We start from the raw sequence: 12,183 nt of genomic DNA, 5'->3' as shown, positions 1-12,183 counted from the left end.
TGCGCACATAAACAGGCTTCCGCGGCATTGGATGAAAATTTTGCGCGAGTATAACAACTCATAAGCGAGAGCGGGAAATTTTGCCACCAAGAGCAAAAACCGATCACAAGTGTTTGTTTCGCAACCGCTTTTTGAATTTTCAGGAGAAATTTAAAGAATCTGTAAAAAAAAGGTTGACCCAAAGTTTTACATGATTAGAATACGCGCCACCAACAAGGTGAGCGCTGAAAAGCGTGAAATCTTGGGCGGTTAGCTCAGTTGGTAGAGCAATGCCCTTACAAGGCATGGGTCACAAGTTCGAGTCTTGTACCGCCCACCACTCTTACTCACAAGGTAGCTGTGGTTTTTTGTGACGCTGCGGACCGGTAGTTCAGTCGGTTAGAATGCCGGCCTGTCACGCCGGAGGTCGCGGGTTCGAGTCCCGTCCGGTCCGCCACTATTTAGTAATAAAAAAAGCCCCACATCTGGGGCTTTTTTTATGGCTGTAATTTCATAGCGACTAAACATCGCTACCACTACCAAACACTATGCCCATCAAACCTCACTCATTAGATCGATTTCCCCAGTCAACTTAATCAAATTCCTTTCTGTACTGTGCAGTTAAGTAATTTAGAAAAATCTCCAAAAAAGACCCCAAAAGGAATCTTCGCGGATATTTCGCTGGAGATCAAAGCTGATCATACCGCCTTGTTGCTTATCCCCTGATCCGCCTTTGCAGAATCTTCTTTGATATGTTTGTAGGCGTAGATACCTACATAAGTAATCATGATGCAAGCCAATGCAACTATCACTAGACCATAAAGAACGATTGAATCGATATACATAGAAACCTCCATAGACTGACACTATCAGTCTATAAAAGAGTGGGGGTGCTAAAATTGATTCAAATCAACATGGGGCTAATCATCAAGCTCGAATGTGAAACGATTCTTTACTCCACGAGTGACTTTGGGCACACCATTTTCAATGGAGGGGATATAGACAAATTTTTGTGCAGCACTAATTGCCTCCTCCTCAAAATATCCTTGCGGTTCCGCGCTCACCACTTTGATGTTGGTCGTAGTACCGGAATCTGTAACATCGTACTGAACCAATACAATTCCCTCTTGTTTCTCATCCAGAGCTTTGTAAGGATAATTCGGTGGAGTTTTAATTACCGGCATAGCTTCTGTTGCAATAGCATGTGTACTTAATGATTCCACCCAAATCTGATTTGACTTATAGGCAGCAAGCCTTTGTTGCGCTTTCTCAGCAGCAACACCAAACAAATCTTTTAAAGCATCAGATTGGGTTTTTATACTCAGATCAAACTCACCATTAGCGGCGTAAGCAGCTGCAAGTACTTCACGGTTAGCAGGAGTGTTTTGTTTCTTTAAGACTGCACGGATGATTTTTATCGCACGCTTTGGTTTAAGCAGTTCATTATCATCTACAACAGATAGAAGCCAAGCTAAACGCACTCCCGCAGCCAAATGCCCGGATTCATAAGCTTTGTTGTAAAAATATATCGCCCGCTCGTAATTTCGGGTAACGGAGTTGCCGCTCTCATACAGTATTGCAAGTGCATAACTCCGCGCTCCAGACTCATCACTTTCATAGAGCAAATTGACTAACCGTTCAACCATTGTATAGATATTGTTCTTTTTATATTTAATTCGATCTTCAGGTAAAGGAAAAGCTATTCTCAGCTCCTGCCTGACTTTTTCCATTGACCAGTTTTTTTTGAGCTGATTATAAAACTGCTTATGACCATCAGCCTCTTTTGAAACATACAGAATAAATTGTTCACCATCCTCAGGATAAATCTTTACTACTGCATCATTTGAGTCCTCTGCCTCTTGCGAAGATAGTTCAATATCTTTTACCTCTGCCAGTGGTAATGACTGATGTTGCAATTCGCCCTCTTCTTCCCAATAAGAAAAAACACTGGTATTGGTAAAGCCATTACCGTCTTTGCGTATATCAAGGAGTGCCGAGCTGTAAAAGCGCTGAATGGTTTCGTCTTCCTCAATTAAACCTTTACGCTGCATAAATTTGACGTGATATGACCACAACTGCTTTCCATCTATTACTTTTGTATTGGCAAAAAAACCGGATTCCACACCTATGTAAAGCAACATAAAGGGCAAAAAAAACAAAATGATTAGCAAGTGTCTCCAACGAAATCGCGAGTTATATGCATAAATATTGGCATCTTTTTGCGGAATTCTATTGATTTGGATAACCAGGGGGAGCACCAGCAAGATACACACCAAAATAGCTGCCACATCGTAAATAGCAGGGGCTTTATTCGCTGCAATATTGGCAACAAAAAATAGCAATGCCAGTGCAGCCGCCAAACCCAATGAAGCCGGTAAATAGAGTCGGTTTTTTACCTGCTCATTCGAGATCAAAGCTTGATAGAACGGGTAATACCAAAATGGAGAAAAAAATGCACGCGCAAAAGGTAAAATTGAACTGTTATCGTAGCGCTTCACATAAATCCAATTGCGCCAGAACCAATAAGATAGATAAATCCCAAAGGTGAAGACAGATAATACAATAAATTTCACCACGCTTACCGGAAAAAAGACGGCCGCTAGATTGTACTCTTGCCTTTTTTTATCCCGATACCAACCAATAAACGCCAGCACCAGCAATAATAAAAAAACAACACATAATGACCAATACAGATAATCTTCGTAGTGAAAACTATTTGCCTGTGCAACTGCTGGCTGGTAAACATTGTAACCAATGTCATCCATAACTTTTTTTCTTGCACTGGCATACTCATTGATTTTCTCTGCCGGAACATGATCCTTCTTGGTTTCATATTTATAGATCAAATTCAGAACATTTTTTTCTGAATCAAAATTGATATTGCTAGAGTAATGAAAAAACTCATTATCCTCGACAACAGTCTCTTGCTCAAAACCCCAGTCGTCTCTTACTTTTACCTGGATTTTTTGAGTAATCGAATCTGGGTAACGAAGCGCAAAAGGTGAATTGCGATGTAACTCATCGGGTTTAAGAACATTAGTTTCAATAATACTTGCATACACGCCGGCATACTTTTGATTCTGGTTTGATTCGCTAGTCTGCCAAATATTGGCAATGGAATAGGCCTCTCGCACTTGAAAATGACTTTCACCTGGGTAATCTTTAAATTCAACCGGTGCAGATGAGTTTATAGTTGGATAGTAGCCTTTGTAAAAATTAAGATATTGATCACCAGTTGAACGGAGATTGGTTTCAGCTGCTTTATTTCGCTGGGTTTCAGCCTGGAGTCCTCTGTAATTTGTGGTGATGCGATATGATGCAGGTTTATCAAACGCGCCCGAAAGATCCAACTCCTCTTCAATGATCTGTGCTGATATTCGTTTGTGAGTCATTTTCGTCAACGAAGTCGAACCCGGAGCAACTACCAAGGCATAGCCATAATCTGGCTGATAAATATCGGCAAGACTGGATTGTTGATGCTGCCTTGTAGGATCTAGCCAGTAATTTTTACCATTCAACTCCACTTTGGTTATGACATGATTAAATGCTGTCGCCGCGGGCAAGCGATGGATTATCTCTTGCTTATCATCTGTATCAACTAAAGCAGGATAGGCCGCAATTCCCATCTGCCTAAGCAAGGAAATAAACAACACCGTTTTATCTTTACAATCGCCGTAGCGCCGCTGCCACGTCTCCCCAGCTTTTGATGGCTTGTGAGAATTTACACCGGTTTCAATACCTAAATAACGAACTTGTGACTGGACTGCATCCAATGCAGCCTCAATTTGATCTTCCTTAGTGCTGTGTTTGCGCTGGATATCTGCTACCAACTGATCAATTGCACCATCACTTTCAATTGCGGACTCGTAGAGTGCCTGGGCCCAGACCACAACATCTGCCCAGTGCGCCACATCTGAAATTTCCACTCTTCCATAAGGGTTATACCAATCAGGGGTCTGATTGTTGGTCTGCAAAGGCTCAGTGTTTGCAGTCTGATAGATAAATTCTTTTGCGCCACCCAATTGCTTGATAACCGGCTTCAGTGCCGAGTTATTAGTTTTAACATAAAGTTCATTTTCGCGCTCCCATAACAGCCTGAAATATAACTGGCGCAAGGAAACTGTCCACTGTGTGTAAAACCGATAATAGAACGCCCCTGCGTGTATAGGATTATCACCAGTGATGGAATAACTATATTCAACTACATCACCAACACGCAGGTCGCTGATAATAATGTTGGCGGTCAAACTGCCATCGTAAAGGGAGTTTTCCAACTCTTGTTCACGTTGCAGAACCGAGTATTTTATCTTGGGCAAAGCATCAAAAGGTTTGCCATCGCGATGGATTAATAGAGTATGAAATGTGAAGGTTTGATAACTTGGATCGTAATTAATGTTAACCTGCGAGGATTCCTGCAAACCGGACTGGTTAACAATTTTCTCCGCGTAATGTGAATAGAAAACATTCTTTCCCTGCTGTGGAACACGCAACTGCTCATCCACCAAGAGGTAATAAACACCGCTATTAATTTTATCCTGAGGTATTACGTCGACATGAGGCAGAGCTTGGGGATTGATCCATGACGCATGAGGAGCCACTTGAAGCTGATCTTTTTGCTCAATTGCAAAACCTTCGCAACTCAACAAAACCACAAACAGAAATGCAAATTTTATACGCATTATCAATACATCCATTTATCTTAACTGGCAGATCGCAACTGAACTTATTGTGTCTGCAATTCTTTTATTATCGGATCCAACACTTTAGTCCATACATTCTGATTCACATCACCAATATGCTTGTAACGAATCACACCCTTTTTATCTATCACATAGGTTTCCGGTGCACCAAACACACCGAGATTCAACCCTAAACGACCTTCTTCATCGACCACGCTAAACACATAGGGATTATGCAATTCCGCCAGCCAGCGCTGCGCATCTTCGGCGTTATCTTTGTAATTAATACCGTAGATAAGAATACCCTGCGCTTTGAGCGTATTAAGGAATTCATGTTCTTGCCGACAAGTAGTACACCAGGTTGCCCAAACATTTAACAAGCTGACTTTGCCTTTTAACATGTCCTGATTTGCACTGACCAACCCTTGCGGATTTTCCGGTGCCGGCAACACTGGCAATTCAAAAACAGGAACGGGTTTATTCAGCAATGCAGATGGCATCTCGTTAGGATCTAACGAGAGGCCACGCCAAAATAAAACACCTAGCAATACAAAAATAGCTAAGGGAACAAATAAAAGTAAACGCTGCTTATTCATTGACTAACTTTCCCACTGGAACTTCTACTGCGGGTGATTCCTGCTTAATCGCTTTGCGATAACGTTTATCGGCGACAGCTAGCACTGCTCCAAAGCCCATCATTAATGCCCCCAACCAAATCCAGCGCACAAAAGGTTTGAGGTGCACGCGCATCGCCCAAGCGGTCTCGGTTAAGGGTTCACCCATGGCGACATAGAGGTCACGGAATAAACTCACGTCCAAAGCGACTTCTGTCATAGTACTGCCACTTGCAAGATAGCGGCGTTTTTGCGGTTTCATTTCACGCAAAAATTTGCCGTCTTTCATTACAGTGATCAGCGCTTCTTCTGCGGTGTAATTGGGGCCGTCAATATGGGTAAGTTTATTGAGGATAAAATCGTATTCAACAACAGTGACTTTCTGCCCTACTTCCATACGAATATCGCGCTGCTCTGTGTATATACTCGTCAACCCAACACCTACAGTAGTCACCGCAATTCCAGCATGTGCAACTACCATGGCAAAGTAACTTAAACTCAGTTTTTTAAGGCCAGCAAAAAACGAATCACTGTTGCGCAAGCGATAAAACAAGTCCGCAAGCAATGCGGTAACTATCCAACTTGCGATAAAGACAGTCAGCGCGGCGAGGATTTCATATTTGTCGCGATAGATGAGCGGGAATACCAAACCAATCACCAGGCTAATTGCCCAGGGCTTCCACAAGAGGTTTACCAATTGCAAACCTGTTGTACGCTTCCAATTGGAGAGCGGACCAAATGCCATTAACAAGCAGAGCAACCCCATCAGAGGCAAAAAGAACAAATTAAAGTAAGGTGGGCCTACGGAAATTTTACCAAGGCTAAGCGCATCAGCAACCAGTGGATAAAGCGTACCCAGCAACACCATAATCATAATAATGGTGAGCAAAATATTGTTGGCCAGCAAAAACGTCTCACGCGATAACAAATTAAAACCAGCGGAGCCTTTTACGACAGGAGCGCGCAAAGCAAAAAGTGTTAGCGAACCACCCACCACCACCAGGAAGAAACCGAGAATAAATACGCCGCGCTCTGGATCATTAGCAAAAGCGTGAACAGAGGTAAGCACACCGGAGCGAACTAAAAATGTTCCCAGCAAACTTAACGAAAACGTAAAGATGGCGAGCAGAATTGTCCAGCTTTTAAATAAGCTGCGCTTTTCTGTCACTGCAAGCGAGTGAATTAATGCAGTGCCAATCAACCAAGGCAAGAAAGACGCGTTTTCTACCGGATCCCAAAACCACCACCCACCCCAACCCAATTCGTAATACGCCCACCAGCTTCCCAGTGCGATACCAACGGATAAAAAGCCCCAGGCCATGGTTGCCCAAGGACGTGACCAACGTGCCCAGGCACTGTCTAAACGACCGGTTAATAACGCGGCAATCGCAAATGCAAACACCACACTAAATCCAACATAGCCCATATACAACACAGGGGGATGAATGATCAGACCAATGTCTTGCAAGAGTGGATTTAAATCGCTGCCATCTTGTGGTGGAATAGGAAGAATGCGATCAAAGGGATTAGAGGTAAATAAAATAAACGATAGGAATCCAACTGCAACAAAACCCATCACTGCTAACACGCGCGCCTGCATATCCAGCGGGAGTGAGCGGCTAAATATAGCAACTGCAAACGTCCAACCGGCGAGCATTAAAATCCAAAGTAGTAATGAGCCTTCATGTCCGCCCCAGACCGCACTGATTTTGTAATAGTAAGGCAGCAGCGAATTGGAATTAGAGGCAACATATTTGACGGAAAAGTCATCGTGCAAAAATGAATAAACAAGGCAACAAAATGCAAAGGAGACAAAGATAAAAAAACCAGTTGCCAGTGAGCGGCCGGATTGCATCAACACATTGCTACCGTAATGCGCACCCACTAACGGCAATACAAATAGCGCTGCACTTAAGCACAAGGACAATATCAGGGCGAATTGCCCCATCTCCGGTGCTAGCTGAACGAAATCAAGCGCCATACTTCAGGCCCTCGCAGGTTTTTTGATGTTCGCCTTTATCTTTCATTGCTTCAGCAACTTCAGGAGGCGTGTAATTTTCATCGTGTTTGGCGAGGACTTCACTGGCATTTATCTCGCCCGACTCAGTCACTATGCCATTGATCACCGCGGCCTCACCTTCAGCGAATAAATCCGGCAATATTCCATTGAAGTTAACTTTTACATCTGAAATACCGTCGGTAATTAAGAAGCGAATTTCCAGTGAATCACTGGCGCGCTGTACGCTGCCCGGTTTCACACAGCCCCCCGCGCGGATACGGGTATTGTGCGGCACATCGCCCGCTGCAATTTTACTGGGTGGATAAAATAAATTGATATTTTCACGCAAGGCGTAGGCCATTAGGCCTACAGCGACGCTGGAGAAAACCACAATAAAAATAACGATCATCAAACGTTGTTTGCGAAGCGGGTGCATAGGTGTCGCGCTCTATTCAGCTAATACGGAAAGTTATTTATTCAGTCAATTCACTGGCGGAATTATTCGCTTGTGCCAACTTTTGTTGTTTTATCTGTTGTTTTACAAATGCCTTTTTTTGCAATAGCGGACTGACCAATAAAAAAATCAGCACAGCGAAGGTAATTGCATAAGAAGCCCACACATAAGGGCCGTGGCCGTTCATGGCGATAAAATCAGCAATTGATTCAAACTGGAATTTCATTATCACGCCCTCTTATTTGTCGTGCTAATTAAATCATTGACCCACTGGGTGCGATTTTCACGGCGCAGGATTTCAACACGCGTATTGAGTAACAACACCAGGGCATAAAACACATAAAAACCAATCACCATAGTTAACAGCGGATACAGCATCGACGGATCAATACTGGATTTGCTGGTGAATTTAATCGTTGCAGGTTGATGGAGCGTGTTCCACCAATCGACTGATTTGTAAATAATCGGGATATTCACCATACCGACCAAGGCTAATACGGCACTGGCTTTATCGGCGGTATCGCGGTGTTGAAAGGCCTGCTGCAGGGCGATCATGCCGAGATAGAGGAAAAATAAAATCAGCATAGACGTAATGCGCGCATCCCATTCCCACCAGGTTCCCCAAGTAGGCTTACCCCAAATTGAGCCGGTAACCAGGGATACAAACGTCAACAACGCACCAATCGGTGCAGCAGATTTCATCACCATAAACGGCAACTTCATTTTCCAGATAAGACCAACTGCACCGGAAATCGCCATGATGTAATAACCCGCCAAGGCTAAAAATGCGGCGGGAACATGAATATAAATAATGCGGTAACTATTGCCCTGCTTAAAATCGGCCGGTGCAAATGCCAGCCCCCAAACGGCAGCAGTCACAATAAGTGCGATGCTGAGTGTGGCTAACCACGGCAGCCAGGGAGTTGTTTTTTCGTAAAACCAACGGGGAGAACCTAACCGGTGAAACCATTGCCATGCCATAGTTGTGAGACCTTGTCGCTGAAGCTGTTAGCTGATCGTTATTATTAGTTAACCATTTGTACTGATACGCAAAGCGCCCAGTGCTGCGATTGGAGCAAGCACTATCGCCAATGCGAGAAATGCACCCAACACTGCGAGTTGCATGCCAATTGCACCGCCCTGCACAGCAGTCTGTACTGCGCTCGCACCAAAAATCAATACGGGAATATACAGGGGCATCACAATCAGGGACAACAACAAACCACCCTTGCGCAGCGAAACTGTTAAGGCTGCACCCACCGCGCCGATCAAGCTCATGGATGCGGTACCCAATGCCAAGGATGCCAACAGTGGCAGATAACCTTCGATTGGCAAACTCAACATTAAACCCAACACTGGTGCCAATAGGGTTACAGGCAACCCTGATACCAACCAATGCACCAACACTTTTGCCATCACCGTAAAGTACAGTGACTGTGGGCTAATCAACATCTGCTCCAGGGAGCCATCGTCGTAATCGCTGCGAAATAACCCATCGAGCGACAAGAGCGTGGCCAGGAGCGCCATCACCCAGACAATTCCCGGTGCGAGCAGCGCCAATACCGTTTTTTCCGGGCTGACCCCCAACGGAATCAGGGTTACTGCAATCAGGAAAAACACTAGCGGATTGGTCAGCTCCGCTTTATGTCGCGCAGCAATCAATAAGTCGCGACGAAAGCTGGCGATAAATCCACCCAATAGACTCGCCGCTGGGGAATTATCACGCATGATATGCATCCCCGTCGCTCAGACTACCAAGTCCAATTTTAGTTTTATCGCGTGCGGATTGATAATCCTGCAGATTCACCATACGCAGCTGAGGCAGACTTAAATCCTGATGGGAGGTAAGGATCACCACCCCACCCTTGGCTGACTGTTGGGCGATAAGCGCCTCCAACTGGCTGACGCCCGATTTGTCGATAGCGGTAAAAGGCTCATCGAGAATCCAGATACGCGCACAACTTAAATGCAACCTGGCCAAGGCAACCCGGCGCAGCTGCCCTGCCGATAGCTGGTAGCAGGGCGTATCCTCATAACCATAAAGACCGACCGCTGCCAAAGCATCACCGATAGAAATAGCAGCGCCACTTTGGGCTTTATACCACTCCAGGTTTTCAGCAGGTGTTAAAGCCTTTTTTATACCCGGTAAATGACCCAGATAAAGACTATCGCCAGCAAACTCCCAAGCTGCTTCCGGCAGGGCCTGTCCAGCGTAGCGAATCTGGCCATGAAAATCCGTGCTAATGCCCGCAAGGGCACGCAATAAAGTAGTTTTCCCCGCGCCGTTGGGGCCGCCGATTTGCACCACGTCACCGGGAAATAGTTGCACATCCAACCCAGAAAATAGCAATCGCTCATCCCGCTCACAGCCAAGATTACGCAGTTCAAGCAGCGGAATTGCCGCCTCAGTTACCGATTCGGTCATGCTTATTATTTGCCTTGGCGTGTATGGTAGCTACAGGAAACGTCTTATGAGCCGCTATACTCTGCAAATCGACCCAGCAAAACGGCTTTTCGAGGCCGTCGATTATAGCGATCTGCGCATCGGCATAGCACCCCAATTTACGTTTTTGATCACATTAATATCTATTCGAGATAAGCCATGGAGCTGAGTTCCATCACCGACAAGCTGGTACAAAACGTCCAGCGCGCGCAGATCGAACAAATAATGTCGATTACCAAAGTGCTCGGCTTAAAAGTAGGCAGCCAATTCCTGGCAGATGTCCAAAAAGTAACCCAGGCAACACCGGAAGAGCGCGCTCAACTGGTTAAATCCATTGAAGCCAATCTAGCGCAACTCAATAAAAATTCCGCCGCACCTGCAATCAAGGCATTGATCAGGGAATTAGAGACACAAAAAAATATTGCGCAAACTCCAGGCGTTAAACTTGTCACTCTCACGGTGAATACCCTAGCAACTGTGATCCCAAGTGTTCCAGCTACAACAACTCCGCCGGCACCTGTAGCGGCAACACTGCTCACTTACACCAACCAACCTCTGCAAATCGGCCAAACGTTATTGATGCAATTAAGTGAAGGGCAAAGACTGCAATTGTTGCAACCTTTGACTAAAGCAGAAATTGCTACTTTCAATGCACTTTTGCAAATCGGAAACTTGCCAACTACAACAACGCCCAACACCACACAAGCCAACACAAATCCAGTAAATACAAATAACCTTAACCATTCACAATTAGCTACTAGCACCCTATTGAATGATGGTGTCATCACCAAAGAAAATGTCTCTGCAGTGCTTGAGCAAAACAAACTTGCAGCAATTAAAACGACTGACGCGATTGGCGAAACGCTGCGCCGCTTGTTGCCACAAAAAGATAAAGGGCAAGATTTACTAGCGAGCCTGCCAAAAATCACCCAATTCATTCAACAGCTACCACTTGCAGAGCGAAAAGAGTGGCTCTCCAGCCAAGTGCAGCAATCACTTAAAACCCTGGCTAACCATATTCGTTTATCAGATCAGCTCACTAATCCCAAATTAGTGGAGATGACACTAAAAAATAACGGCCAGAGTTTTGAACACAAATTAGCGCAACTCGTTACCGGCAAACAAAGTAGCGAGCCAGTATCAACATTATCTACTGGCGCCCTATTAGCGCCAAAAAAATCACCACCCACAGCGACCACTCCAGCTAATCCGGCATCCACTGCGAACTCTGCCTTATTAACAATCAATACGTCACCCGGCGCCAACAATAAAACCACAATATCCACGCAAAACCCTGTCGAAAAAATAGCAAACCAGGATTTAAAAGGCGCGCTGCTAGGATTATTACATCAGTTGGATACCGAACTGGAAACCACAAAACCTGCATTACCCGGATCCCCCCTGGCGACAGAAATTAACAAAAATGTATTGGCAATCGCCCTACCCCAATTCCTGGGAATGCTCACCCACAGACAACAAGGCGAGCTAAGCCAAAAACAATTGCGCACGCAATTGGTCATGCTGATGCATCAATACGCCTTGGGCAGCATCGCAAAAATCCAACTGCAACAAGTGCACGCATTGAATCACCAATTAGGCCAGGCCGATCAAGCACAGCCAACACAATCATGGCAATTTGAAATTCCAGTGCGCCAAGGGCAAGACGTGCACCCATTGCACATCCAAATGGAACAGCAGTGGGTTGAAGAGCAAAATGAAAATGCGGAAAAAAACAGTGCGCGAGTACGCCAGTGGAATGTCATGCTCAGTTTTGATTTGTCCTTAATCGGCCAGTTCTATGCACAGCTCACATTACTCGGTGATAAACTTTCAGCAAAATTTTGGGCAGAAAATGAAAACACATTACAAGAAGCAAAAAATAAAATTGACGGGTTAAAAGCACAATTAGAGCGCGAAGGTATTCAGGTTGCACAAATGCAATGTGTACCTGGCCTGCCGCCCAAACCCAAAATGTCATTTAGCTATTCGCTGGTGGATGTAAAAACCTGAGGTTA

At 44.9% G+C, this 12,183-nt stretch carries 9 protein-coding genes and 2 tRNA genes; 3 read left to right on the top strand and 8 right to left on the bottom strand.

Annotation, left to right across the window (positions count from 1 at the left end):
• Nucleotides 1-243: 243 nt before the first annotated feature.
• Both J2X05_RS06690 and J2X05_RS06685 read left to right on the top strand, forming a co-directional pair.
• A tRNA-Val gene (locus tag J2X05_RS06690) sits at nucleotides 244-319 on the top strand.
• Nucleotides 320-359: 40 nt separating this feature from the next.
• A tRNA-Asp gene (locus J2X05_RS06685) sits at nucleotides 360-436 on the top strand.
• A gap of 463 nt (nucleotides 437-899) precedes the next feature.
• Here J2X05_RS06685 and J2X05_RS06680 read toward each other — a convergent pair.
• The 8 genes from J2X05_RS06680 to ccmA are packed head-to-tail and all read right to left on the bottom strand — an operon-like array spanning nucleotide 900 to nucleotide 10,150.
• On the bottom strand, nucleotides 900-4,673 hold the full coding sequence (locus tag J2X05_RS06680; RefSeq protein ID WP_310070346.1) for a TonB family protein: 3,774 nt from the start codon (nucleotides 4,671-4,673) through the stop codon (nucleotides 900-902).
• Nucleotides 4,674-4,702: 29 nt separating this feature from the next.
• Nucleotides 4,703-5,254, bottom strand: a complete 552-nt coding sequence (locus J2X05_RS06675; protein ID WP_310070343.1) for a DsbE family thiol:disulfide interchange protein — start codon at nucleotides 5,252-5,254, stop codon at nucleotides 4,703-4,705.
• A complete protein-coding gene (locus J2X05_RS06670) occupies nucleotides 5,247-7,253 on the bottom strand; it encodes a heme lyase CcmF/NrfE family subunit (RefSeq protein ID WP_310070341.1) in 2,007 nt (668 codons plus the stop codon). The genes J2X05_RS06675 and J2X05_RS06670 overlap by 8 nt, the downstream gene beginning before the upstream one ends.
• Entirely contained in the window at nucleotides 7,243-7,707 is a 465-nt protein-coding gene (gene ccmE, locus J2X05_RS06665; protein WP_310070339.1) for a cytochrome c maturation protein CcmE, read from the bottom strand. The genes J2X05_RS06670 and ccmE overlap by 11 nt, the downstream gene beginning before the upstream one ends.
• 37 nt (nucleotides 7,708-7,744) lie before the next feature.
• The gene (gene ccmD, locus J2X05_RS06660) at nucleotides 7,745-7,951 is read right to left on the bottom strand and encodes a heme exporter protein CcmD (protein WP_310070337.1); all 207 of its coding nucleotides are present in this window, start codon (nucleotides 7,949-7,951) and stop codon (nucleotides 7,745-7,747) included.
• A gap of 2 nt (nucleotides 7,952-7,953) precedes the next feature.
• On the bottom strand, nucleotides 7,954-8,706 hold the full coding sequence (locus tag J2X05_RS06655; protein ID WP_310070336.1) for a heme ABC transporter permease: 753 nt from the start codon (nucleotides 8,704-8,706) through the stop codon (nucleotides 7,954-7,956).
• A 48-nt stretch (nucleotides 8,707-8,754) separates the two neighbouring features.
• On the bottom strand, nucleotides 8,755-9,453 hold the full coding sequence (ccmB, locus tag J2X05_RS06650; RefSeq protein WP_310070334.1) for a heme exporter protein CcmB: 699 nt from the start codon (nucleotides 9,451-9,453) through the stop codon (nucleotides 8,755-8,757).
• On the bottom strand, nucleotides 9,446-10,150 hold the full coding sequence (gene ccmA, locus J2X05_RS06645; protein ID WP_310070331.1) for a cytochrome c biogenesis heme-transporting ATPase CcmA: 705 nt from the start codon (nucleotides 10,148-10,150) through the stop codon (nucleotides 9,446-9,448). The genes ccmB and ccmA overlap by 8 nt, the downstream gene beginning before the upstream one ends.
• Before the next feature lie 177 nt (nucleotides 10,151-10,327).
• On the opposite strand from ccmA, the gene fliK reads away from it, so the two are divergent.
• Entirely contained in the window at nucleotides 10,328-12,178 is a 1,851-nt protein-coding gene (fliK, locus tag J2X05_RS06640; protein WP_310070329.1) for a flagellar hook-length control protein FliK, read from the top strand.
• Nucleotides 12,179-12,183 lie beyond the last annotated feature (5 nt).

This window comes from Cellvibrio fibrivorans (assembly GCF_031457055.1).
Taxonomy (GTDB): Bacteria; Pseudomonadota; Gammaproteobacteria; order Pseudomonadales; family Cellvibrionaceae; genus Cellvibrio; species Cellvibrio fibrivorans.
The sequence above is the reverse complement of the archived record's forward strand: the minus strand, read 5'-3'. Positions and strand labels throughout refer to the sequence as shown.

Excerpts from the sequence above, each read along its gene's own strand:
- J2X05_RS06680 (WP_310070346.1), bottom strand. The coding sequence starts at position 4,673 with ATGGATGTATTGATAATGCGTATAAAATTTGCATTTCTGTTTGTGGTT.
- J2X05_RS06675 (WP_310070343.1), bottom strand. The coding sequence starts at position 5,254 with ATGAATAAGCAGCGTTTACTTTTATTTGTTCCCTTAGCTATTTTTGTA.
- J2X05_RS06670 (WP_310070341.1), bottom strand. The coding sequence starts at position 7,253 with ATGGCGCTTGATTTCGTTCAGCTAGCACCGGAGATGGGGCAATTCGCC.
- ccmE (WP_310070339.1), bottom strand. The coding sequence starts at position 7,707 with ATGCACCCGCTTCGCAAACAACGTTTGATGATCGTTATTTTTATTGTG.
- ccmD (WP_310070337.1), bottom strand. The coding sequence starts at position 7,951 with ATGAAATTCCAGTTTGAATCAATTGCTGATTTTATCGCCATGAACGGC.
- J2X05_RS06655 (WP_310070336.1), bottom strand. The coding sequence starts at position 8,706 with ATGGCATGGCAATGGTTTCACCGGTTAGGTTCTCCCCGTTGGTTTTAC.
- ccmB (WP_310070334.1), bottom strand. The coding sequence starts at position 9,453 with ATGCGTGATAATTCCCCAGCGGCGAGTCTATTGGGTGGATTTATCGCC.
- ccmA (WP_310070331.1), bottom strand. The coding sequence starts at position 10,150 with ATGACCGAATCGGTAACTGAGGCGGCAATTCCGCTGCTTGAACTGCGT.
- fliK (WP_310070329.1), top strand. The coding sequence starts at position 10,328 with ATGGAGCTGAGTTCCATCACCGACAAGCTGGTACAAAACGTCCAGCGC.